We start from the raw sequence: 23,629 nt of genomic DNA, 5'->3' as shown, positions 1-23,629 counted from the left end.
GGCGGGCCCCGGAACGCTCCGGGGCCCGCCACCTTGGCCGTGTCGCCGACGGGTGCGGTGTGCTGCGCCGGTTCAGTGCCCCATGCCGAGTCCGCCGTCCACCGGCAGCACGGCACCGGTGACATAGGCCGCCTGAGGCGAGGCCAGCCAGAAGACCGCCTCGGCGACCTCCTCGGGGGAGGCGCTGCGGCCCAGCGGCACCTCGCCGAGGATCTGCGCCCGGCGCTGCTCCCCGAGTCCCTCGGTCATGTCCGTGTCCACGAGCCCGGGGGCGACCACGTTCACGGTGATGGCCCGTGGGCCGAACTCACGGGCCAGGGAGCGGGCCATGCCGACCATGCCGGCCTTGCCGGCGGCGTAGTTGGCCTGGCCCGCGGAGCCGCGCAGGCCGGCCACGGAGGACACGAAGACCATCCGCCCGCTTCGCCGCCGCACCATGTCGACGGCCGCCTGGCGGGCGACCCGGAAGGCACCGCCGAGGTTGGTCTCGACCACGCGGAAGAACTGCTCGTCGCTCATCCGCATCAAGAGCCCGTCCTCGGTGATGCCGGCGTTCGCCACCAGGACCTCGACCGGTCCGTGCGCCGCCGCGGCCTCGGCGAAGGCCTGGGACACCTGTGCGGCGTCCGTGACGTCGCACTTGACGCCGAGCAGGCCGTCGGGGGCGCCCGAGCCGCGGTGGGTGACCGCCACGGCGTCGCCGTGCGCGGCGAACCTCCGGGCCACCGCGAGTCCGATGCCGCGGTTGCCGCCTGTGACCAGTACCGAACGTCCCACTGTCCTGTGCTCCTTCTCGAATCGGTTCATGGATCGGTCAGTGTTCGAGGGCGGCGTAACCGCCCTGATGGTGGATCAGCGGCAGCCGGACGGGATCGGCAACGTGCACGGCGCCGACCCGGCCGAGGAAGAGCACGTGGTCGCCACCGGGGTAGCGGTGCTCGGTCCGGCACTCGAGCGAGAACACGGCGCCGGTGAGCAGCACGTGCCCGCTGTCGCCCACCCACCCGCCGAGGCGCTCCTGAGCGGGCAGCCCGCGAGGCCGGTCCCGCGCCGCGAACACCGCGGACAGCTCCGCCTGGTCCTCGGCCAGGACGTTCACGGCGAAACCGCCGGCGTCCTCGATCGCGCCGCGCAGCCGACCGGTCGCACCGATGCTCACCAGCACCAGCAGGGGGTCGAGCGATATCGAGGCGACCGAACTCGCCGTCACCGCCTCGGTCGCCCCGCCGCTGCCGACCGTGATCACCGTGACGCCGGTGGGCAGCAGACCCATCGTCCGGCGGAAGACCGCGGCGTCCGGTTCCGCGTGCACGGTGCGGCCGCCCGTGCCGCCCGGCAGCTGCGCCACATGCATCGACATGCGTTCCCCTCTCTCGGGTTCAGCGCTTGTACACCAGGCAGGTCAGCCGGGCCGTACACGTGAGCCGCCCCTGGTCGTCGGTGATGGAGACCTGGTACGTCGCGACCCGGTTTCCCTGATGGAGCGGGGTGCAGACGCCGGTCACGACGCCACTGCGGGCCGACCGGTGATGGGTGCAGGACAGTTCGAGCCCGGCCACCGTTCCTCTGGGGGCGACGTGGATCCCCGCCGCGACCGAGCCGAGGGTCTCGGCGAGCACGGCGTTCGCGCCACCGTGCAACCAGCCGAACGGCTGTTGGTTTCCGTCCACGGGCATCGTGCCGACGAGGCGGTCCGCGTCCCACGACACGATCTCGATGCCCATCCGCGTGGCCAGCTGCCGTTCCGTCAGCCCGGGCGGCACGGACAGAAGGCTGCGGGGCGGAAGGCCCGATGCCGGCCCGGCCGCCTCGGCCTTCACGGCCTTGCTCTCCATAGGTCTCCTCTCCTGGGGCGCGGGCCCGAGCGGAGTTCGCCACCGGGCGTATTTCCGTACTGTCGCGCGCCCGAGCAGGGCCGGCCAAGACCTGATCCAGGTACCCGAAATCCCACCGGGGGCGATGGCATCGGGGTGGACCATCGAGCAGGGCAGTCGGGTCTTATAAGCGCAAATCCAGTCCCGCAGGATTCATCCCGGCAATGTTTCGTGGAACCGCCGGACTCCCGTGTCCCGAGCTATCGGAGAACCCCTTGGAATTCACTTCCCATTCCTCCATGCCTCCGGACTCCGAGCAGCTCCCCTGGGAGGCATATCTGCGACGCCTGGGCCATGAGGGTCCGATCGAGCCGACCGCCGACTGCCTGCGTGCTCTGGTGACGGCCCATCTGCGCTCGATCCCCTACGAGATGCTCGAATCGCTCGAAGGGGTGCGGCCCTCGCTCCAGTACGCCGACATCTTCCACAAGCTGGTCCGTCGGCACCGCGGCGGCACCTGTCTGGAGGCCACTCCGCTGTTCGGCCACTTCCTGCGGGCCGCCGGCTTCGAGGTGCGGCTGGTGGCCGCGCAGATGTGGCGGGTCGGCGGTGACTGGTGGCCGCACTGGGACCACCTGGTGCTCCTGGTGGAGGCCGAGGGCGCCACCTGGCTCGTCGACGTGGGATTCCTGATGTTCTCCCCACCGCAGCCCCTGGACGTCTCCGGTGCGCCGCAGGAGCAGGCCGGCTGGACATTCCGCGTGGTACGCGAGGACGGCGGCCCGGTCCTGCTGCGCGCCGGCACCGACGGCGACTGGGCACCGGTCTACCGCTTCGCGGAGCAGCCGCTGGACATCCCCGACTACGCGTGGATCGTCGACTTCCACCTCGAGGCGGAGGACTCCCCGCTCACCGGAAGCGTGCTCTGCTCCCGCACCCTGGCCGACGGCAAGGTCGTCGTCCTGGGCGACAACGTCGTACGGGCCCGCAACGGCGCCCAGACGATCGACTATCTCGCCGACCCGAAGGACGCCGAGCAGGCCCTGGGCGAGGTGCTGGCCGGCCATCCGGCCCTTCTGACAGAAGCGGCCGACGCCTGGCGGAAGGCCAGGGCCAACCGGCGGGAGAACGCGCGCCGAATCATCTGAACCGGCTCACGGAAATGAACAGGAAACCTCGAATGGGCATATTCGGAACGCCGCGGGAGCGGTCCTGGGGCGTGGGAATTCGGGCGGTCGGCGGATATCTCCCAGAGAAGTCGGTCAGCAATGCCGACCTGGAGCAGATCCTCCTCACCCGGGACGACTGGATCAGGGAGAACATCGGCGTGGAGACCCGCCGGATGGCGGGCGAGAACGAGTGGACCTCGGATCTGGGGGCGGCCGCGCTCAAGGACGCGTGCGCCCGGGCGGGCGTCGATCCGTCCGAGGTGGACCTCGTCATCTGCGGAACCTACACACCGGACAACATGGCCCCGCCCACGGCGATGCTGGTGATCGAGAAGGCCGGCGCGCACGAAGCGACCGGATTCGACATCAACAGCGGGGCCTGCCCGGGAGGCGTGTTCGCCCTGGACGTCGGCGCCAAGTACCTCGCCTCCGGCGATTACCGGCGGATCGCCGTGGTGCTCGCCGACGTCAACACCCGGACCATGGACTGGAAGGACCCCGGACCGGCGGTGATCTTCGGTGACGGCGCGGCCTGTTACCTGCTGGAGCGCTGCCGTCCCGACCGGGGCGTGGGCCTCACGCTGCTGCACAGCGACCCGTCCCGCTACCAGTCGGTCTGGGTCGCGCGCGAGAAGCGGACCCTGCGCGACGGCCGCCCGCTGACCAGCGGTTTCGGGGACAACTTCGCCTCGCTCTCGGGCAAGGCCGTGCACGACTTCGCCGTCGGTGAAGTACCGAAGCTCATCGGCGAGTTGCTGACCCGGGCGGGACAGGAGGTGTCGGACGTCGACCTGTTCGCCCTGCACCAGGCCAACCTGTACATCGTCCGCGGCATCATGACCGCCCTGGGCGTACCGGACGACCGCACCGTCACCAACATCCAGAAGTACGGCAACACTTCGGGCGCCAGCGTTCCCCTCGTACTGCGGGAGGCCGAGGACCTCGGCCGGCTCTCCGCCGGCGACCAGGTGGTGCTCGCCGCGTTCGGCTCGGGCCTGAGCATCGGCGTGGCGCTGGTCCGCTGGTGCGGGACGGCGGACTTCGAGGCGGTGGCGGCCGCGTGAACACCCCGCCGCCAGAACACGGTACGGCCTTCCGGGGGGCCCTGACCGGCCTGCTCGGCATCGGCACCTACCTGCCGTCGCGGCAGGTCACCAACGAGATGATCTGCGAGCGGATCGACAGTTCGGACGACTGGATCCGCAGCCGCTCCGGGATCCGGGTCCGCTATTGGGCCGAACCGGAAGAGACGGTGGAGTTCATGGCCGCCACCGCCGCCGAACGGGCCCTCGAGCACGCCGGGATCGCCGCCACCGAGGTCGGCTGTGTCATCGTCTCCACCGTCTCCCACCTGCACCAGTTCCCGTCCCTCGCGGCCGGTGTCGCCCACCGCATCGGCGCCGCCGCACCGGGTGCCTTCGACATCTCGGCCGGTTGCGCGGGCTTCTGCTACGGGCTGTCGCTGGCGTCCGACATGGTCACCGTGGGGAGCGCCCGGTACGTCCTGGTCATCGCCGTGGAACGGCTCTCCGATCTGCTCGACCGGGAGGACAGGGACACCGCCTTCCTCTTCGGCGACGGAGCCGGCGCCGCCGTGGTGGGACCCTGCGACCGGCCGGGCGTGGGCCCGGTGGTCTGGGGTTCCGACGGCTCGCACAAGGAGACCATCCGGCAGAGCCACTCGTGGGCCGCGCTGCGCGACGCGCCCGCCCCCGACTGGCCGGTGATCACCATGGACGGCCGCGAGGTGTTCCGCTGGGCCGCGTACCAGCTCGGTCCGGTGGCCGAGCAGGCGCTGGAGCGGGCCGGTGTGACCGTCCGGGACCTCGACTCCTTCGTGCCGCACCAGGCCAACGCACGCATCACCGACGAGCTGGTCAAGGGGCTCGGGATCCCCGACCACGTCGCGGTGGCCCGCAGCATCGGGATTCACGGCAACACCTCCGCGGTGTCGATCCCGCTCGCCATCCAGGAACTGCTCGCCTCGGGCCAGGCCAGGCCCGGCGGGCTTGCCCTGCTGCTGTCCTTCGGCACCGGCCTCGTCTGGGCCGGCCAGGTCGTCCGACTGCCCCCGGCGCCCGCCGGACCGCCCCTGCCGGCCACCACCGCACCGACCCCACCGACCCCACCGACCGCACCCACCAAGGAGAACCGTTCATGACCGCTGTTCAGAGCGACACCCTGCAGATCCTCAGGGAGATCCTCGACGAGGTCGCCGGGGTTCCGGCCGAGGACGTCTCGCTGGAGAGCTCGTTCACCGACGACCTGAGTCTTGACTCGCTGACCGTCGTGTCGCTGTTCGTCCTGGTCCAGCGCCGCTTCGGCACCGAGGTGCCGAACGCCGTCTTCGACCGGCTCACCACCGTGGGAAGGGCCGTCGCCTACCTCGAACGCGGTGAGATCCCGGCCTGACCGGCCGACTCCCGTCCCGACTCGACGAGCCGGAAAGGCAGTTCATGCATCTCATGGTCAGGCCGACCAGAAAGCCGCTGCGCGGCGAGCTGCTGGTCCCCACCTCCAAGTACCACGTGCACCGCGCGCTGATCCTCGCCTCGCTCGCCGACGGCACCAGCCGGATCAAGGGCGTCTCGGACGCCCGCCATGTGCAGTACACCGTCCGCATGCTGCGCGACCTCGGTACCCGGATCAGCGTCGAGGGCGACACCTACGTGGTGCACGGCGGCCGCTACCGGCCGCGCCGGCAGACCGTCTCGGCCGGCAGCTCCGGCACGACGCTGTACTTCATGCTCGGTCTCGCCTCACTGGCGGAGTCCCCCGTCACCGTGACCGGCCAGAAGTACTTCCGGCGCAGGCCGGTCGGACCGCTGCTCGACGCGCTGCGGCAGCTGGGTGTCGAACTGGACTCCTCGGACGGCTGCCCGCCCGTGCACCTGACCCCCGGCCGGCCCACCGGGGGCCGGGTGGTGATACCGGGCACGCTGTCGCAGTGGATCTCCGGGCTGCTCCTGCTCGCCCCGTTCGCCTCCGGTCCCACCGTCGTGGAAGTGGACGGCGCGCTGAACGAGCGCCCGTACGTCGAGCTGACGGTGGCGATGATGCGCCGCTTCGGGCTGCGGGCCACCGTGTCCGACGACTGGCGGCGGTTCGAGATCGCCCCCGGGCAGCGCGCCCGGCCGGCCGACCTGACCCTTCCACCGGACCTCGGCTCCGCCGCGTTCGGGATCGCGGCCGCCGCCGTCCACCCTTCCGACGTCCTGCTGCGCGGGATCACACGGCTCGACGGCGACCCGGCCGACCACCCCGAGATCGGCTTCCTCGACGTCGTCCGGCGCATGGGCGTGCCGATGACGGTCGACCGGGAGGCGGGCGGCGTCCGTATCCGCCACGACGGCACCCGGCCGCGCGGCACGACCGTGGACTGCCGGGAGGTCCCGGACATGCTCCCGGTGCTGTGCACCCTGGCCGCCCTGGCCCAAGGGGAGACGGTCTTCGAGCACATCGGGCACGTCCGGCTGAAGGAGTCCGACCGGGTCGCCGCGATGCTCCAGCTGAACTCCATGGGCGCCGACCTCACCCTCGAGGGCGACCGGCTGCGTGTGCGCGGGGTGAGCTCTCTCACGGGTGCGCGCGTCTCCTCGTACAACGACCATCGGGTCCTGATGTCGCTCGCCCTGGCCGGTACCAGGGCACACGGCGTCACCACCCTCACCTACCCGAAGGCCTACCGGATCTCCTACCCGGGATTCCTGTCGGACCTGACCGGCCTGGGACTGCGGCTGTCCGTCGAGCCGGGACCCGCCCCCACCCCGCCCGCCTCGCCCTCCGAGCACCTGCGGTACTGGGCCGCGCACCGCCCGGACGGCACGGCCCTCGTGGACGTGCGGGACGGGTACGACACCGCGATCACGTGGCGAGAACTCGACCAGCGGGTCGACCGCGCGGCCGCCACCTTGCTGGCCCTCGGCGTACAACCCGGCGAAGCGGTGGCCTACCAACTCCCCAACTGGGCCCAGTTCGTGGAGATCTCACTCGCCGCGCTGCGGATCGGCGCCGTCTGCTGCCCCCTCATGCCGATCCTCCGGCAGCGGGAGATGGCCTTCGCCCTGCGCCGCTCCGGCGCCCGCGTGCTGCTGATCGCGGACACCTTCAGAAACCGGGACCACCGCCGGGAAACCGAGTCCTGGTTCGCCGAGGACCCGTCAGGCCGGGCCCGGGTCCGCCATGTGGCCGTGGTGACGGCCGACGGGGAAGCGGTGGAACTCCCCGCCGACGGCGGCGGAGTGACCTGGTCCGACTGGGGCGCCGCGACCGCCGCCGCGCACGTCGACACCGAGGCGCTCGCCGCCCGGCAACCGGCCCCCGACGCCCTGGCGCAACTGCTGTTCACCTCAGGGACCACAGGTGAGCCGAAGGGCGTGCTGCACCGCAACGACACGCTCGGGCACGCCGTCCGGCTGCAGGCGGAACGGCTCGGACTGGACGACCGTGACGTGGTCTTCATCCCGTCCCCGCTGGCACACCAGACCGGTTTCCTCTACGGGATGTGGCTGGCCGTCACCCTGGGGGTGCCCCAGCTGCTCCAGGCGCACTGGAACCCGCGCACCGCCCTGCAGGCGGCCGCCAGGTACGGCGCCACCTTCGTCCAGGCGGCGACGCCGTTCCTGGCCGACCTGCTGAAGGAGGTCGAGGCGGGGGAGCGACCCCCGCAGACGCTGCGCACCGTCGTCGTGACCGGAGCCGCGGTGCCGCGGAACCTGGCCGAGCGGGCCACCACGGTCCTCGGCAGCGCGATCTGCGGCGCGTTCGGCACCACGGAGACCTGCCTGGGATCGCTGTCCGCGCCGGACGACCCGCCCGAGAAGGTGTGGGGCACCGACGGCCGGGCCCTGCCCGGGGTCGGGCTCCGGGTGACCGACGACGCTGGACGGACGCTGCCGGACGGCCTCGAGGGCAACTTCGAGGTCCGGTCTCCCACCGGCTTCGTGGGCTACCTGGACCGTCCCGACCTGACGGCCGAAGCCTGGACGGCCGACGGCTGGTACCGCACCGGGGACCTCGCCGTCATCGATTCCGACGGCCATGTCCGCATCACCGGCCGGGTCAAGGACGTGATCAACCGCGGTGGGGAGAAGGTCCCCGTCGCCGAGATCGAGGAACTGCTGCACCAGCACCCCTCGGTGGACGAGGTCGCGGTGGTCGGCACTCCGGACGAGCGGCTCGGTGAACGCGCCTGCGCCTTCGTGTCGCTCGTCGACGGAGCCGACCTCGACCTGGAAGGGATGCGCAAGTACCTGGACCACCACCAGGTCTCCAAACACTACTGGCCCGAACGGCTCGAGCCGGTCGACCGGCTGCCCCGCAATCCGGCCGGCAAGGTCCAGAAATTCGTTCTCAGGCAGTGGGCCGAGACCCTCTGCGCACCCCCACTCCAGGAGCAGAAGGCATGAGCATCACCGAGGTTGCACCGGCCGCGCCGGGCATCGCACCGGCCGAGTTCGAGCGACTGCGGGCCGAGGTCGCCGCGTACGTGGCAGGACCCGCCGAGGAGTGGGCCCGCCGGATCGAGAGCACGGGCACGGTCCCCGAGGACCTGTGGACCGAGCTGCGCGAGCGGGGCTATCTGTCGCTGGCCGCTCCGCGCGAGTACGGCGGGCGCGGCCTCTCCTTCCCGCAGTGGATGGACCTGATGGAGCTGTTCTCCCGCTCCCACGGCTCCCTGCGCATGGTGGTGCACGTGGTCAACGGGACCTGGCGGGCGATGGACCGGTTCGCCACCCCCGCACAGCGGGAGCGGTTCGTACTGCCTTCCATCGCCGGCCGGCTCAAGGTCGCCTTCACGCTCACCGAGCCGGACGCCGGCTCCGGCGCCGACATCCGCTCCGGCGTCGTCCGGGAGGGCGACACGTACTACCTGACCGGTGCCAAGCACCTCATCACCTTCGGCGTGCGGTGCGACTACTGGCTGCTGGCCGCGCGGCTGGCCGGCAGTACCGGACACGAGGGCACGGTCGCCCTGATGGTGCCGCGGGACGCCGCCGGGGTGACCGTCGAGGACACCTCACAGACCATGGGCGTCACCGGCACCGACCACGCCCGGCTGACCTTCGACCGTACGCCGGTCCCGGTGGCGAACCGGCTCGGCGCCGAAGGGGACGGCCTCGCAGTCGCTCTGGGCGGATTCCTGACACCCTCGCGGATCTCGGTGGCGATGAGCTGCGTGGGGCTGGCCCGCCGCGCCCAGGAACTCGCCCTGGAGTACGCCCGCAACCGGGTGACGTTCGGCCGGCCGCTGACCTCGCGGCAGGCACTTCAGTTCCTGCTGGCCGAGAACGAGGCGGACATCGAGGCGGCCAGGCAGCTCACCCTGCACGCCGCACGCCGCTGGGAGGCCGGGGCGGACGACGCCGCGATGCTCTCGTCGATGGCCAAGCTGACGGCGGTCGACATGCTCGGGCGGGTCACCGACAAGGCCCTTCAGGTGCACGGGGGTTCCGGCTACTGGAAGTCCTCCCCGATCGAGCGGGTCTACCGGGACGCCCGGGCCCAGCGCTTCGAGGAAGGCACCAACGAGATCCAGAAGGCCGTCGTCTTCCGCGAACTGCTGAACCGGACGGAGGCGGCCCGATGACCGTGCGGAACGGGCGGTTCCAGGACCAGGTGGCGCTGATCACCGGTGCCTCCCGCGGCATCGGGCGGGCGCTCGCGCTCACCCTCGGCCGGGGCGGCGCCACGGTCGTGGTGAACTACAAGAAGAACGCCGACCTCGCCGAGAAGACCGTGGCCGAACTGGAGGAGGCGGGCGGCCGCGGTCTCGCGGTGCGGGCCGACGTCGAGACGGTGGAGGGCGTGGAGAGCCTCTTCGCCGTGGTGAAGGACGAGTTCGGACGGCTGGACCACTTCGTCTCCAACGCCGCGGCCGGCGCCTTCAAGAACATCCTCGACCTGAAGCCGCACCATCTGGACCGTACCTACGCCATGAACCTGCGGCCGTTCGTGCTCGGCGCGCAGCAGGCGGTCCGGCTGATGGACGCCGGCGGGCGGATCGTGGCCCTGTCGAGCTACGGCAGCATCCGCGCCTACCCGACGTACGCCGCGCTCGGCTCGATGAAGGCCGCCATCGAGTCCTGGGTCCGGTACATGGCCCTGGAGTTCGCCCCGTACGGCATCAACGTGAACGCGGTCAACGGCGGCCTGATCGACTCCGACTCCCTGGAGTACTTCTACGGGGTGCCGGGGATGGCCGACATGGCCACGGTGCTCGAGCGCGTTCCGAAGGGACGGCCCGGCTCGGTCCAGGAGGTGGCCGACACCATCGCCTTCCTGCTCTCGCCGGGCGCCGAGTACATCACGGGCCAGACCCTGGTGGTGGACGGCGGGCTGAGCGTGGCCGCCCCGCCGTTCTTCGCCGACACCTCGGCGCCGCTCAGCCCGGGCGAGCGGCCCACCGGGGAGGCGTAGGTGCTGGAGCACGTCTTCCGCCCGGGCTCACTGGGTGGGCTGCGGGTCGCCAACCGGATCGTTATGGGAGCCATGCACCTCAACCTCGAGGCCCGCGCGGACGGCGGTGCGGCGATGGCCGCCTTCTACGCGGAACGGGCCCGGGGCGGCGCCGGCCTCATCGTCACCGGCGGCTGCGCGGTCAGCCCGGAGGGCTCGGGCGGACAGCTCTACGCCAGGATCGACGACCCCGCCCGGCACCCCGCCATGGCTGCCTGGGCGGAGGCGGTCCACCGCGAGGGCGGGCGGATCGCGCTCCAACTGTTCCACGCCGGCCGGTCCACCACGCGAGGGGCCACGGGGCACACCCCCGTGGCTCCGTCGGCGGTGGCCGGCGGCTTCGGCGGTGAGCTCCCGGCGGCGCTGGACGAGGAGCAGATCCAGGCGGTGATCGGCCGCTTCCACGACGGCGCCCGCCGGGCGAAGGACCTGGGCTTCGACGCGGTCGAGGTGATGGCCTCGGAGGGGTATCTGCTCAACCAGTTCCTGTCACCGCTGACCAACCTGCGGGACGACGCATGGGGCGGCGACGCCACCCGGCGGATGCGGTTCCCCCTTGCCGTCATGGCCGCCGTACGCGCTGCGGTCGGCCCCGGCTACCCGGTGCTCTTCCGTATCTCGGGCACGGACCTGATGCCCGGTTCCAGCACCCCGTCGCAGATCCGGCGCTTCGCGGTCGAGCTGGCCCGAGCCGGGGCCGACGCGCTGAACGTCGGCGTGGGTTGGCACGAATCCCGGGTGCCGACCGTGCAGAGCCTGGTCCCGCCCGGCGCGTGGACCGGGCACGCCGCCCGGATCCGGCAGGCGGTGCGGGCAGCGGGTCTGCAGACACCGGTGATCGCCTCCAACCGGATCAACCGGATGGAGCTCGCCGAACGGGTACTGGCCTCGGGGCAGGCCGACTTCGTGTCGATGGCGCGGCCCTTCCTGGCGGACCCGGAGATCGTCCGCAAGGCACGGCGCCCGGGCGGGGCGGTGCCCAACATCTGCATCGCCTGCAACGAGGCGTGCGTCGACCGTTCGCTGGGCGACGATCCGGTCTCCTGTCTGGTCAATCCCCGGGCCGGCCGGGAGCTGGAGTTCCCGCAGCGGTCCCGGGGCGGCCGCAGACGGTCTCGCCCCGCCCGGCTCGCGGTGGTCGGCGGGGGACCGGCCGGTCTCGAGGGCGGCCGGGCGCTCGCCGCGCTCGGCCACCAGGTCGAGCTCTTCGAGGCCGCGGACGAGCTCGGCGGTCAGTTCCGGCTGGCGCGGCTCGTCCCGGGCAAGGAGGACTTCGGCGAGACCGTCCGGTACTTCGCGGCCGAGCTGCGCAGGCTCGGCGTGACCATCCGTCTGAACCGGCCGCTCGACGCCGCCGACTCCGGCCTGCTGCGCGGCTTCGACGGGGTGCTCCTGGCGACCGGGGCCGCCCCGCGCCCGGCCGGTCTGCCGGGGGAGCACCTGCCGCATGTGGTCGACTACCAGCACGCCTTACGGCATCCCGACGAGCTCGGGCGCCGGGTGGTGGTGATCGGCGGCGGTGGCATCGCGGTCGACCTGGCGCACCTGCTGGCCGACCGGAAGCACGAGGTGTGCCTCCTCCGCCGCTCGGGACGCATCGGCGAAGGCATGGGCCGGAGCACACGGTGGGCCGTACTGGCCGAGCTCCGCCGGAACGGGGCCCGGTGGCTGACCGGAGTGCAGTACCGTGCCGTGCTGCCGCAGGGGGTCCTGCTGCGGGACGCCGACGACGTCGAGCGGCTCGTCCCTGCCGACACCGTGGTGGTCGCGGCCGGGCAGTCACCGGTGGACGCGCTGCGGCCGGTGCTGGCCGCGGCGGGCGTCGCACACCGGTCAGCGGGCGGCGCCGCCGGCGCCCGGGACCTGAACGCGGTGCGGGCGGTGGAGGAGGGCATGCGGGCCGCGCACGCGCTGGCCGACGAGGTGGAACGGGTCGGCGACTTCAGGAGGCGCGCCGCAGCCCCTCCCACGCGGCAGCCGCAGCGGCCTCTGCGGACAGCCGGTCCGGCCTCGTCAACCACTGGGTGATCAGACCGATGAAGGCGCCGGCGAGGTAGTGCGCTCGCAAGTCGTCCGGCGGGGCCTCCGAAGGCCTGGCACCCGGGGTGCCCAGCTGTGCCGTGACCTCGTCGGCGAGCAGGTCCCGGAGCCGGTTGACGAACCGTGCCGTACCGGTCGGCCCCAGCATCCGCCGGTAGAGCGTGGCGTTCGACTCCACGTGCCGGAAGAGCTCGACGAGCTCGGTGGGCATCCGGTCCGGCGGGTGGGCGAGCGGGCAGCGGGCGGCGGCGCGGGCGAGAGCGGTGATCTCGCTCTCCATGGCGGCGAGCAGCAGCTCGTCCCGGTCCTTGTAGTGCTGATAGACGGTGGCTCGGTTCACCGTGGCCCGTTCCGCGATGTCGGCCATCGTGATGGTGTCGGCGTCGCGCTCCGACGCGAGTTCCAGCGCGGCCGTGCGAAGCAGCGCACGCGTCCTGAGCACCCGAGGGTCGACGCGGCTTTCCGAGGTCTCTGCAGTCGGTTCCAGCACCCTCCCACACTACCGCCTGAACGACACCAAATGGATAAGCAACGCGTGTTGTATAGTGTGGGCCGGTCTTTCGCGGCACTCCCTGGAGGTCGAGCGTGCACGTCGAGGCAGGGCCTGACCAGGAGGCGGTGCGGCGCCGCGCAGAACCGCACCGTGCCGAGACGCGCGACGCCATGCCGAGATGCGCGACGCCTTTCCGGCGCAACCGGCCAAGGCGGAGGGGCCTGGGTTCGCGTGACGCCCAGCCGCCCCGCAGGACGCCGTGAAGTCCCCACTGCTGCGGGCCTTTTGCACGCGGGGGAGAACCTGGGTGACCGCGCCGTCCTGGTCTCCATCCGGATCATCGTGGCGCCCACGTTCGTTGTCGCCGAGCCGCGCCCTCGCCGGGGCGCAGGACCCGGACCCGATCCTCGGCTTCCTCCTCGGGGCCGCCGACGACCGGCGCACGGATCCGTCGGCGGTCGACGCGCCGCCCCTCGGGGCCATGCCACCACCGGACCCCGATGCCGGGGCGTACCCGCGGATGGCTGTCGCGCTGAACTCGAGCCCTCGCCACGTCAGAGCCTGTGTCATATCCCCGGCCGGGCGCGCGACGCCTGGCACGCGCGCTGATCCGGCCGGGGATATGACACAGGCTCTCAACCGCCCTCGCACGGGCAGTCGGGTGAGCCGTGGGCCGACGCACGGGTGCCGATGCCCTGGCACGTCCCGCACGCCGGACCCGGACGCCCGGCCCACGGACCACCCGGCCCGCGGACGGTCAGACCGCCAGGAGGCCGTCCTCCATCGCCCGGACGACGGCGAGTGTGCGATTCGGGCAGTTCAGCTTCGCCAGCACGTTGCCCACGAGCCGCTTCACACCGTGCTCGGAAATCTGCAACTGACGGGAGACCTGCTTGTTGCTCAGTCCCTCCGCCACCAGCCGCAGGACCTGAAGTTCACGCGGGGTCAGTGTGGCGCCGGCCGGTCCCCAGGGCTGCACACCGCCCAACGCGTTCGGGCTGGACCGCCCGAGGAGCCGTCGGGCCAGAGTGGCCGACACATAGAACTTGCCCGCCATGACGTCCGCCACCGCATCGGAGAGGATCCGTGGTTCGAGCCCTGCCCAGTCGACGAATCCCTGCGCCCCGCAGTGCGCCAGCCATGGCACGTCGAGTCCGTCCGGGCCGTCGATGAGGAGGAGCACTTTCATGCCCTGACCGCAGAGCCCGCGGATGGCGTCACGGGCATGGTCCGTCGCAAGATCTTCCGCGGACGCCAGCACCGCGTCGAACTGCTGTCCGTCCCATGTTCTGATTTCATCGACGCCGAAGCTGACACTGCGGACCGAGCTGATGTGATTGAGGGAGCGAATCATGCCCTCAATGCCATAGCGGTGAATCGTGTTCTGGATTATCAGGGCAACGCGCAACTCAGTGCTGTTCGACTGAGCTCCCACTGTAAAACTCCTTTAGATGAGGCACAGGGTGCAAGGTGAAGAGAATGAAGCGGCTCTTTTTCGGCAGCGGCAGGCTGCTGACATGGCGCAGTGACTGTCAACAGGGGATCGCATGACGGAAGCAGTCATGCGTTATGGCCGGGGAGCCCCGGAACTGCGGACTACGCGGGGAACGAGACGGCGGAGAAGTGGTCACGCCCCGGAGGCAGGTCCTGTACGACCCACGTGTCGGCGTCGAAACCGCTGACGCTGTGCCGGACCAGCGCATGAGGCTGTGCCGGCCGAACCTCAAGGCGGCCCAGCGGGGCCTCGATGCCGATTCCGCTTGCCTTGGCCACGGCTTCCTTCCGTGTCCAGCAGCGAATGAACTCCGCGGGCAGTCGCTCGGCGGGCAGTCCGGCCATGTACGACCGCTCGCTGCCGGTCAGGACGGCCTTTGCCAAGCGGCCCACATTCACAGGGCGCAGCACCTCGATATCGGCCCCCACCCGCATCCCGTCGGCGGCCGCACACAACCAGTAGGGCCCCGACCTGGAAAGACTCAACTCCCAGGAAGTCGGTGGTGTCCGGACGAAGGGGCGTCCGTGGCCCGGTCTGCCGCAGCCCGGACAGGCGTGCCGACCGAAGCGGATCTCACTGGCGGCATGGTTCAGGAGCTCTCCGAGAAGCCGGCGGACGGCCCCGTGCACGGCGGCGTAGCGGGCTCCCCGGATCCTGTCACGGAAAGCCGAGAACCTGGCCATCTCCTCCGGTTCGAGAAGGGAGAGGTCGGACGTCTCCAGTTCGTCGGTCACCCGACCGGACCAGACCAGGACCCGGGCATCGAGTTCTGGTGTGACCGTCACGGTCGCCCCGGTCCCGACGTGCCATTCACGCCGGACGGCATGCTTTCGTACTGCCTCGCCATACGATTCCCCCGTTGAGTGGTAGCACAGGTGGTGCGATGTAATGATCGTACGAACAGCCTCCGGGGGCCGCAAGGATCAAGAACCCGCCACGTCGGCACTTTTTGGGCATGTGATTTGCTTCCGCTGGCGCAGCAATTTGCTGCCGTGATAGTAGGTGGCGGACGCAACGAACCATGTGGCGCCGAATTCCATGCGCGTGCGGACCGCTTCATGGCGGCCGGTACGTTCATTACCCAAAGATGAATCCCCCCAGGGTTTACGGTGGGATTCCCCTAGCGGCGCGGAGTCCGTGACAGCAGGGATGCCGGTTGTCATGGCGGAGAGGGCCACGCCGGTGACAACAGGACCTGGCACGGCATCCCGCGTACCGTCTCGTACCGCTCCCGGGCGTGAGCGAGTCGCGCCCCGAACTCGGCGCTCAGCGGCCCGAACTCGGCTTTGCCGCCCGCTCGCTGAGTCGCCGAGGCGGGTCGGCCAGGCCGTGCAAGCGGCCGTCTCCCGCTCCGGCCGCGCGGGGCTCGCGAAGGGCATCCGAGGGGCGGGGACGCCCCCTCACAGCCGGAGCACCAACGCGAGTGGGCCCTCGCGTCACCTTCGCCAGAACAGGCGGTGGGTCACGCCGCTCGGGCTGGGTACGACCTCCAGGTGGAACCGGTCGAGCAGCTCATCGGGGGAGTCCCAGAGCCGTAGTCCGGACCCGAGTTCCACCGGCGAGACCGCCACATGCATGGTGTCGACGAGGCCGGCGTCGAGGAACTGCCGGATGGTGGTGACCCCGCCGCCGAGGAAGTGGAACGTGGTGTCGGAGAGCGTGAACGACGGACGCGTGTGGTGGGTCATGACGAACACCGGAGTGCGGAACGGGGGCTCCTGGCCCCACCAGCCCCGCCACTCATGGTCCTGCCAGGGCCCGCGCTGGGGCCCGAAACTGTTGCGGCCCATGATCTCGGCACCGATGTTGCGCGCGAAGTCCCGCGTGAAGCAGTCGTCCAGGCCCAGGCTCCCCCCCCCCCCGGGATCCGTACGCATGGGCCAGCTCGCCGTGGCACCGGCCCACGCGAACAGCCTCTCGGGATGGTCGTGGCCGAACGGCCGCTCGAGACTCTGGTGCTCACCGGCACCGATTCCGTCTCCGCGCGAAGGCGCGGCAGTCAGTTGCCCGCGACCGGGTAGCCGTGCCAGGCGCCGTAGTAGTTGGTGCTGCCGGAGGGGGTGTCCTCGACCATCCTCAGGTTGGTCAGCACACCGCTCACGAACTCGGTGCCGCAGTATCCGTTGACCGGGCTGGAGACCTGGTAGGCGCTGGAGGCGGTGGTGTAGTAGCCGCCCCACACCGAGTGGCCGTCGTCCTCGCCGTCGCAGTAGTCGAACCACGTCCCGTCGTAGGCGTGGGTCGCCCAGTCGCTCCCCTTTGAATCGCCTGGTGAGCGCGGTTGCCGGGTGACTCTGCTCGCAACGACCGAGTCGCGTCTGGACGGGCCGTGCGGTGGACGTGGGACACCTGCGGCAGCGGTCGGTGAACCGTTCGCCGCCGTGAACGTCCGGTCGTTTCATGATGTGCGCCAGGCTCTGCAGAGGGAGCGGTTCGCGGCGGAAGCGGATTACGCAGTCCTCCGATGACGCACCGGGCAGCATGGTGAACTGCTGCCGAGCTCACGGTGCCCGCCGCTGAGCACATGCCCGCCCTCCACCGCTACGGGCGGGCTGCCGACGCCCTGAGGGATGCGCGCAGCGCGCCGGGGACGACAGTGCCGTACCGACGCGCCCGTACCCCGCGAGGGCCGGCAACCGCCCGCGCCGCGAACCACCGTCGCCAGCACCTTTGACGGGCTCTGACGGGCTCTGACGGGCTCTGACGGGCGAGGTCCTCCGGCGGGTCAGTGGTGCCAGCGTCCGCGTACGCCGGCCACGGCGAAGCCGGGGCCGAAGGCGACCATCAGGCCCTCGGCGCCCGGGGCGGGCGGCAGGGCGTGGGTGCGGCGCAGGACGTCCAGCACCGCGTTCCCGCCGAGGTTGCCGTTCTCCCGCAGCGAGTCGAGGGAGTGCCGGCCGCCCTCGGGCCCGAGTCCGAGGGAGGCGACGGTGTCGGCGACGATGCGCGGTCCACCGGGGTGGACCACCGCGAAGACGGGCCGCCACTTCCCCAGCCACCCAAGCAGATGTCGCATCGCCTCGCCGGGGGCGGCCGGGGCCTTCTTGGTGGAGTCGAAGTGCAGGCCGGCCGCATCGACGCGGCCCCGGTACCGGTCCAGGGAGTCGGGCAGGACGCACTCGAAGGTGTCCTCGACGGCCAGGCCGGGTCCCCGCGGCACGTCGGTGACCACGCAGGCGCCGGCGGAGTCCCCGAACAGCGCCTTGTAGATCATGCTTTCCAGGCTGTCCTCGTCCTGGTGGTAGATCGTCGACAGCACCTCGGCGACGACGACCAGGACTCTGGCTCCCGGCCGGGCTCTGAGCTGGTCGGCGGCGCGGACGAGGGCCTGGGCGCCGCCGGCGCAGGCCAGTGAGGTCAGCGGTATGCGGGTGACCTCCGGGCGCAGTCCCAGGGCCGCGACGAGATGGACGTCCAGGTTGGGCACGGCCCATGAGGTCGTGTGGCTGGTGATCACGACGTCCACGTCCGCTGCGGTGAGGCCGCTGTTGTCCAGGGCGCGCCGGGCAGCGTCGGCGGCCATGGCCGAGGCGTCACGGAATGCGGCGTCCATGCGGCGCCGCACCCCCGTCGCCGCCACGGCCTCGGCGAAGGACCGGGTGAAGTGGCGTTCCGCCACGCCGCATCCGTCGATGATCCGAAGGATCACCGACAGCCGCGGGTGGTGTCGATGCCGGCTGCGTACGTCCTCGCGGATCTCGGCCGTGGTGATCTTGTGGGCGGGCAGCACGGTGACGGGTTCGCTGACGTGGGCGGGCATTGCAACCCCCGGATCGGAAAGAATAAAGAACATGAAAGATCAACAATGTGACCTCCACTGTTTCATGCCGTTCCATGGACGTCCGCGATCTTCGCTTTTCTTTCGTGCCGAGGGAAAGAAATCAGCCAGTCACCTGCGGATCGTGCGACCTTGACAGGAAATCAGGGGGTGGCCATTCTACTTTCGGATCTCGGCGCCGTATGGCGGGGACCGTCGATCGAACAGGCACAACACAGTCCTCTCTCCTACTGAAGGGGTGTCCGATTTGATCGGCAGAAGACTGATATCCGCCGGGGCGTTTCGTGCCATCACGGCGACGTCCGCGCTGATCCTTTCCCTTTCCGCGTTGATCTCGCCGTCCTCCGCGGCAGCGCCCGCCGTCTCGACGAGCCAGGACGATCTGCTCCGTTTCGTCTCCCGTCCGGATCTCCAGCCGCCGAGGATCACCGTCCGCACGGCCGCCGGGGGCACCACGCCGGGCTATGTCTTCCTGGCGCCCAAGACGGACGTCGCCTCCGAGGACCCGCCGTTGACCCAGGGCGGGCCGGAGATCGTGGACGACGAGGGGAACCCGGTGTGGTTCGGGCCGCGCGGTGACGGGACGAACCTCCGCACCGCCGCGTTCCAGCCGCAGACCTATCGGGGGCGTCCGGTGCTCACCTGGTGGGAGGGCTATTCGATTCCGGACCCCGAGCTCGGCAATCCTTATATCGGCAACTGGGTGATCATGGACCAGTCGTATCACGTCATCGGCACGGTGAAACCCGGCAACGGCCTGCCGTACTCCGACGTGCACGACATGCAGATCACGCCGCGGAACACCGCGCTGATACTGGTGAACCAGCAGACGACCCGCCAGGTCGGCGACGACCGGCAAACCGTGGTGGACAACCTCATCCAGGAAGTGGACATCACGTCGGGACGCGTGCTGTTCCAGTGGAGTGGCCTCGACCACATTCCGCTGTCGGAGTCCGACTTTCCCCGCAATCCCGCGATTCCCTATCACTTCCTGCATCTGAATTCCGTGTCCCTCGACCGGGACGGGAACATCCTGGCCAGTGGCCGGCACACCAGCACCGTCTACAAGATCGACCGTGAAACGGGTGACATCGTCTGGCGCCTGGGCGGCAAGAACAGCGACTTCACGTTCGAGGACGGCGCCTCCTTCGCATGGCAGCACGACGTCCGCCGGGCCGCGGACGGGACGATCTCGGTCTTCGACAACACCACCACGGCGAACGGGACCGGTGTCGACGCCCCGTCCCGCGCCCTCGTCCTGAACGTCGACCCGCGCGACAGGACCGTCTCCGTCGCACGGTCGTACCCGAGCCCCGACGGCCTGCTGTCCGGAACGCAGGGCAGTACGCGCGTACTTGCCGGCGGAAACACCTTCGTCGGGTGGGGGTCCCACGGTTACTGGACCGAGTTCTCCGCCGACGGCAAGGTGCTCCTCGACGCCTCCTTCGCGAACCCCCTGGTCAGTTCGTACCGGGCGCTCCGCTTCACCTGGCGGGGCACACCGGACGACCGGCCGGCGGCGGCGGGTCGATCCACCGCGAACGGCGTGACGGTGTACGCGAGTTGGAACGGCGCCACCGACGTCGACGCCTGGCGGGTGCTGGCCGGCGACTCGGCGGAGCGGCTCAAGCGGGTGGCCGAGGTGCCCAGGCGGGGCTTCGAGACGTCGGCGGCCGTCGGTCACCGGGCCCGGTACGTCGCCGTGCAGGCGCTGGACGCGAGGGGGCGCGTCCTCGGCACGTCGGGCACCGCCGCGGTGGAAGCGTCGTGAAGGTCATCGGAGCCGGTTTCGGCCGTACGGGGACCCTGTCGGTGAAGGCCGCACTGGAAACGCTCGGGTTCGGACCCTGCTACCACATGCTGACCGCGTTCGAACGCCCCGATCACCTGCGGGCCTGGCGAGCGGCCCAGGAGGGCCGGGCCGTGGACTGGGACGCCCTGTTCACCGGCTTCGGGTCGACCATGGACTGGCCCGCGTGCACCTTCTGGGAGCAGCTGCTCGACGCCTGGCCGCAGGCCAGGATCGTCCTCACGGTACGCGACCCCGAACGCTGGTACGAGAGCTTCCGGGAGACGCTGGCGCCGCTGTGGGGCCCGGGCAGCGCCGCGCACGACCATCCCTCGCCGGAGTTCCGCGAGTACCTGGCACTGGTGCGGCGCATCGCCACGGACACCTTCGACGGCCGGCTCGACGACAGGGAGCACGTCGTCGCCACGTACACCGCGCACAACCGGAGGGTGCGGGAGAAGGCGCCGGCCGACCGGCTGCTCGTCTACGAGGTCGGGCAGGGCTGGCAGCCGTTGTGCACGTTCCTCGGCGTGGACGTCCCCGACGGCGTCGCGTTCCCCCGCCTGAACGATCGCAGCAGTTTCCAGGAGATGGTGCGCCGACGGTTGTCGACGTGAGCAGGTGTTTTCAACGCGCCTCCTTGGACTGCCTCGGACGACGCGCGGCCTTCCAGGGACCGAACCGCTCGGGCAGAACCCGCCACTACACCCCGGTGCGCACCCGGTGCGGGACCCCGTCGCGAGTGGCCTGCGGGTTTCGGCGTCACCCGCGTTGTGTTCCTCCGATCACCGTTGTGCCACGAGCTGCTGTTATTGAGTGTTGGAGGTAGTGATCAGGCAAGGTGGGCGGATGTCTGAGTTGTTCTTGCCCGGAGGGTTCGTCAATGCGGTTGTTCGTGTCGGTGACACGGTGCGCCGTCCAGCCTCGGCTCGCACCAAGTTCGTGGGTGATCTGCTGGGGTTGTTTGAATCCAGTGGCTGGAGTGGTGCTCCGCGGTATCTCGGTATGGACGACGAGGGCCGTGAAGTCCTCAGTTACCTGGATGGCCATGTGGCATGGGAGCCGCGTCAACCCGCTGCCGTGTCATCGGACGAGAGTCTGGTGGCGGTCGCCCGGCTCGTGCGTGAGTTCCACGACCTGACGGCGGGCACCCCGCTGGCCGGAGACCGAGAGGTCGTGTGTCACAACGACCTGTCGCCCAGGAACACCGTCTATCAGCTGTGCAGTGGCGAGCTTCGGCCGGCGGCGTTCATCGACTGGGACCTTGCTGCGCCGGGCGCGCGGATTCACGACATTGCTCATGTCTGCTGGCAGTACCTCGATCTGGGCCCTTCGGTCACCGACGTAGAGGAGGCGGCCCGGCGCATGAGGCTGGTCGTCGACGGCTACGAGTTGTGGGACCGGCAACGTCTCGTGTCCACGATCTTGTGGTGGCAGGACCGGTGCTGGCGGGGCATCGAGGCCCAGGCCGATGCGGGTGACGTCGCCATGGCCCGGCTCCGTGACGCAGGGGCGGTGAGGCAGGTTCAGGCGGCCTATCAGTGGGTTTCCGATCACCGGACCGCATTGGAATGCTCAGTGCGGTGAGCGCGCGGGTAACGGTCGCGGACGATTCGCTGGTTCCGTCCCGTGGCGTCGGAGGGCCTTCTACGATCCGACGCATGCAGGAGCCGAACTGTTCGAACGGATCAACGCGCGCCGTGCGGAACTGGACGAACTCGAAGAACAGCTGGTGGAGGTGCGGGCCGAGCGTGACGAACTCGCCGCCGACGAAACGGTCCTTGACCGGGTGTGCGAGCAGCTCGCCGACGAGCGCGCCTCGGCCGCGCCGGCACCCGGGCCCGCCCGGTTGGCGAGCTACTGGGAATTGACGTCACCGTGCGGGCCAGGCTGGAACCGCTGCGCGGGAGACTGGTCAGTCCGAGTCCCACCGTCCGCCGCCGGCGCGACAAGCTGATCGCCCTGCTCGCCACGCACGCTCCGCACCGGCAAGGCCGACCGGCGGAACCACTCCGGCGAACACCGCAGTCACGGCCTGCGCTTCCTCGCCCTGAAAGACGAGAAGGGCCGCCTGATGTGGATATCCGCCGCCCGGCCCGGCCGCACCCACGACATCCCTGCCGCCCGCTACGACCACATCCTGGCCCACCTGCGCGCCGCCCGCCTTGGAGCCCTCGCGGACACCCGGCCAGAAGGAAGCCAACCGTGTCCTCGCCGCACCGGTCGAACACGGCTCCGCACCCCTCAAGAACAGGCGGGATCGTAAAAGGCAGCTCGGTCACACCGTGCAGGAACCGGCCGGCCGACCACTGCGTCAGACGATCTACTCCGCAGACTGCCGCCCGCGACCAGTGTGAGCATCCCGATGACCGGTCACACCAGCGCTGTGACTGCGACTTCAGGTTGGCGGAGGCTCACTGTTCGCCCAGACGGGTGGCGTGGTGGTCTGTGGTGGTCTGGGGGTGTGATGTGGTGGTGAAGCGGGTGGGGCGGAATGTGCGGAGGAGGCTGTGTTGCTGGTCGGTGGTGATTTCGGTGGCGGCGAGGCGTCCCAGGATCGGTGCGAGGGTGATGCCGCTGTGGGTGACGAGGCAGTAGATGCGGGAGTGTGTGGTGGTGTAGCCGGCGATGGTGTGGCCGTCTGCGGGCAGGGAGCGCAGGCCGATGCGCAGGTCGATGTGCGGTGTCTGGCCGGGGGCGGTCAGCAGCGTACGCAGCCGCTGGGCGAGGGTGCGGGCGATGTCCCCGTCCGTGCGGGGAGGGTTGGCCGGGTCGACGTGGGTGTTGAGGTCGAGGGCCTGCAGGACGGTGTGGCCGTCGCCTGCGGGGCGCAGGTTGAGGCCGGGGCTGTGGATGACGCAGCGCAGGCCGAGCCGGGGGTGCCTGGCGTAGCCGAGTAGCCCGACGCTGGGGGCTCCGCGGCCGGTGTCCGTCATCATGGGAATGTCGATGCCAGCCCCTGCGGCGAGCCGTTTCGTCCAGCGGCCTGTCGCCAGGACTGCTCGGTCGCCGGTGTGGATGTGGCCGTCGGCGAGGGTGACGGTCACCGCGTCGGGCCCCTCGTCGATGGCTACGGCCTTGCCGGTGGCGTACACGGCGCCGTGGCTCTCGGCATCGGCCAGCAGGGTGTTCACGAAGAGGTCGGGCAGTATGTATCCCTCGCTGGGGAAGTGCGCGATGGAGGTGATGGCCGCCGGGACCCGCAGGCCGTCGCCTGCGATCCGCGTCGCTTGGTCACGTGTGATCCAGTGCGCGGGGTAGTCGAGGGATTGCAGTCGTTCCACGTTGGCGGCGAGCCACTGCTCGTTCGCGGGGTCCGCCCACTGCAGTGCTCCGCTGGGGAAGTACGAGGCGGCGCCGGGCAGTTGCCCGGCGAGCCTGGCGTGTTCCTCCATGCCGGCGAGGTTCAGGCGATGGTAGTGCGGGTCGGATTTGCGGCTGGAGTTGGTCCAGGCGAAGGTGGTCGCGCTGGTGCCCGTGCCTGCTCCCTGCTGGTCGAGCAGGAGAACGTGTGCGCCGGCGACGGCGAGGTGCCTGGCGACGCTCACTCCGAGCACGCCGGCTCCGATGACGATGACTTTCATGGTCTACGT

General features: G+C 70.6%; 22 protein-coding genes. 12 read left to right on the top strand and 10 right to left on the bottom strand.

Translation table 11 applies throughout. The annotated features are described in order from the left end of the window. Positions 1 to 72: 72 nt before the first annotated feature. Genes fabG through ACLZN2_RS24950 form a run of 3 tightly spaced genes read right to left on the bottom strand, consistent with a single transcriptional unit; the run spans position 73 to position 1,835 of the window. Positions 73 to 777: a 3-oxoacyl-ACP reductase FabG gene (fabG, locus tag ACLZN2_RS24960; protein ID WP_416981235.1), complete on the bottom strand. Its 705-nt coding sequence runs from the start codon at positions 775 to 777 to the stop codon at positions 73 to 75. 37 nt (positions 778 to 814) lie between these two features. After that, entirely contained in the window at positions 815 to 1,360 is a 546-nt protein-coding gene (locus tag ACLZN2_RS24955) for a flavin reductase family protein (protein ID WP_416981234.1), read from the bottom strand. A 19-nt stretch (positions 1,361 to 1,379) separates the two neighbouring features. Then, entirely contained in the window at positions 1,380 to 1,835 is a 456-nt protein-coding gene (locus ACLZN2_RS24950; protein WP_416981233.1) for a PaaI family thioesterase, read from the bottom strand. 278 nt (positions 1,836 to 2,113) lie between these two features. On the opposite strand from ACLZN2_RS24950, the gene ACLZN2_RS24945 reads away from it, so the two are divergent. From ACLZN2_RS24945 to ACLZN2_RS24910, 8 genes are read left to right on the top strand one after another with little or no spacing between them, the layout of a single operon-like run. After that, entirely contained in the window at positions 2,114 to 2,962 is an 849-nt protein-coding gene (locus tag ACLZN2_RS24945; RefSeq protein WP_416981232.1) for an arylamine N-acetyltransferase family protein, read from the top strand. Positions 2,963 to 2,994: 32 nt separating this feature from the next. Continuing rightward, positions 2,995 to 4,047, top strand: coding sequence for a 3-oxoacyl-ACP synthase III family protein (locus ACLZN2_RS24940; protein WP_416981231.1), 1,053 nt, complete (start codon positions 2,995 to 2,997; stop codon positions 4,045 to 4,047). Further along, the gene (locus ACLZN2_RS24935) at positions 4,044 to 5,144 is read left to right on the top strand and encodes a beta-ketoacyl-ACP synthase III (RefSeq protein WP_416981230.1); all 1,101 of its coding nucleotides are present in this window, start codon (positions 4,044 to 4,046) and stop codon (positions 5,142 to 5,144) included. Before ACLZN2_RS24940 ends, ACLZN2_RS24935 begins: the two co-directional genes overlap by 4 nt. Continuing rightward, on the top strand, positions 5,141 to 5,395 hold the full coding sequence (locus tag ACLZN2_RS24930) for an acyl carrier protein (RefSeq protein WP_416981229.1): 255 nt from the start codon (positions 5,141 to 5,143) through the stop codon (positions 5,393 to 5,395). The genes ACLZN2_RS24935 and ACLZN2_RS24930 overlap by 4 nt, the downstream gene beginning before the upstream one ends. Positions 5,396 to 5,439: 44 nt before the next feature. Next, a complete protein-coding gene (gene aroA / locus ACLZN2_RS24925) occupies positions 5,440 to 8,391 on the top strand; it encodes a 3-phosphoshikimate 1-carboxyvinyltransferase (RefSeq protein WP_416981228.1) in 2,952 nt (983 codons plus the stop codon). After that, positions 8,388 to 9,572 carry an acyl-CoA dehydrogenase family protein gene (locus tag ACLZN2_RS24920; protein WP_416981227.1) on the top strand — a complete coding sequence of 395 codons (1,185 nt, stop codon included), beginning with the start codon at positions 8,388 to 8,390 and terminating at the stop codon, positions 9,570 to 9,572. Before aroA ends, ACLZN2_RS24920 begins: the two co-directional genes overlap by 4 nt. After that, positions 9,569 to 10,402, top strand: a complete 834-nt coding sequence (locus tag ACLZN2_RS24915) for an SDR family oxidoreductase (protein ID WP_416981226.1) — start codon at positions 9,569 to 9,571, stop codon at positions 10,400 to 10,402. The genes ACLZN2_RS24920 and ACLZN2_RS24915 overlap by 4 nt, the downstream gene beginning before the upstream one ends. Then, on the top strand, positions 10,403 to 12,469 hold the full coding sequence (locus ACLZN2_RS24910) for an FAD-dependent oxidoreductase (protein ID WP_416981225.1): 2,067 nt from the start codon (positions 10,403 to 10,405) through the stop codon (positions 12,467 to 12,469). It abuts the gene before it with no gap. Here ACLZN2_RS24910 and ACLZN2_RS24905 read toward each other — a convergent pair. The 6 genes from ACLZN2_RS24905 to ACLZN2_RS24880 all read right to left on the bottom strand — a co-directional run bounded on the left by ACLZN2_RS24905 (position 12,384) and on the right by ACLZN2_RS24880 (position 18,229). Beyond that, positions 12,384 to 12,971 carry a TetR/AcrR family transcriptional regulator gene (locus ACLZN2_RS24905; protein WP_416981224.1) on the bottom strand — a complete coding sequence of 196 codons (588 nt, stop codon included), beginning with the start codon at positions 12,969 to 12,971 and terminating at the stop codon, positions 12,384 to 12,386. The genes ACLZN2_RS24910 and ACLZN2_RS24905 overlap by 86 nt on opposite strands. A gap of 760 nt (positions 12,972 to 13,731) precedes the next feature. Next, a complete protein-coding gene (locus tag ACLZN2_RS24900; RefSeq protein ID WP_416981223.1) occupies positions 13,732 to 14,409 on the bottom strand; it encodes a response regulator transcription factor in 678 nt (225 codons plus the stop codon). 161 nt (positions 14,410 to 14,570) lie between these two features. Beyond that, complete coding sequence (locus tag ACLZN2_RS24895; RefSeq protein WP_416981222.1) at positions 14,571 to 15,254, bottom strand: 4'-phosphopantetheinyl transferase family protein; 684 nt, start codon at positions 15,252 to 15,254, stop codon at positions 14,571 to 14,573. 651 nt (positions 15,255 to 15,905) lie between these two features. Beyond that, entirely contained in the window at positions 15,906 to 16,472 is a 567-nt protein-coding gene (locus tag ACLZN2_RS24890; RefSeq protein WP_416981379.1) for a dihydrofolate reductase family protein, read from the bottom strand. After that, positions 16,469 to 16,651, bottom strand: a complete 183-nt coding sequence (locus ACLZN2_RS24885; RefSeq protein WP_416981386.1) for a hypothetical protein — start codon at positions 16,649 to 16,651, stop codon at positions 16,469 to 16,471. Before ACLZN2_RS24885 ends, ACLZN2_RS24890 begins: the two co-directional genes overlap by 4 nt. A gap of 543 nt (positions 16,652 to 17,194) precedes the next feature. Continuing rightward, entirely contained in the window at positions 17,195 to 18,229 is a 1,035-nt protein-coding gene (locus ACLZN2_RS24880) for a PhlD (protein ID WP_416981221.1), read from the bottom strand. Between the two features lie 346 nt (positions 18,230 to 18,575). Between ACLZN2_RS24880 and ACLZN2_RS24875 the strand changes: the two genes are divergently transcribed. The 4 genes from ACLZN2_RS24875 to ACLZN2_RS24860 all read left to right on the top strand — a co-directional run bounded on the left by ACLZN2_RS24875 (position 18,576) and on the right by ACLZN2_RS24860 (position 22,302). Beyond that, positions 18,576 to 20,018 carry an arylsulfotransferase family protein gene (locus ACLZN2_RS24875; RefSeq protein ID WP_416981220.1) on the top strand — a complete coding sequence of 481 codons (1,443 nt, stop codon included), beginning with the start codon at positions 18,576 to 18,578 and terminating at the stop codon, positions 20,016 to 20,018. Then, on the top strand, positions 20,015 to 20,653 hold the full coding sequence (locus ACLZN2_RS24870; protein ID WP_416981219.1) for a sulfotransferase family protein: 639 nt from the start codon (positions 20,015 to 20,017) through the stop codon (positions 20,651 to 20,653). The genes ACLZN2_RS24875 and ACLZN2_RS24870 overlap by 4 nt, the downstream gene beginning before the upstream one ends. Positions 20,654 to 20,885: 232 nt before the next feature. Then, positions 20,886 to 21,623 carry a phosphotransferase gene (locus tag ACLZN2_RS24865; RefSeq protein WP_416981218.1) on the top strand — a complete coding sequence of 246 codons (738 nt, stop codon included), beginning with the start codon at positions 20,886 to 20,888 and terminating at the stop codon, positions 21,621 to 21,623. A gap of 448 nt (positions 21,624 to 22,071) precedes the next feature. Continuing rightward, positions 22,072 to 22,302 (top strand): hypothetical protein, encoded by a 231-nt coding sequence (locus tag ACLZN2_RS24860; protein WP_416981378.1) that lies wholly within the window; start codon positions 22,072 to 22,074, stop codon positions 22,300 to 22,302. A gap of 148 nt (positions 22,303 to 22,450) precedes the next feature. Here the strand turns inward: ACLZN2_RS24860 and ACLZN2_RS24855 are convergent, their stop codons facing one another. Beyond that, on the bottom strand, positions 22,451 to 23,620 hold the full coding sequence (locus ACLZN2_RS24855) for an NAD(P)/FAD-dependent oxidoreductase (protein ID WP_416981217.1): 1,170 nt from the start codon (positions 23,618 to 23,620) through the stop codon (positions 22,451 to 22,453). Between the last annotated feature and the right edge of the window lie 9 nt (positions 23,621 to 23,629).

It is taken from the genome of Streptomyces sp. T028 (assembly GCF_048159505.1).
GTDB lineage: Bacteria > Actinomycetota > Actinomycetes > Streptomycetales > Streptomycetaceae > Streptomyces.
This window is presented reverse-complemented; position numbering and strand designations above follow the sequence as displayed.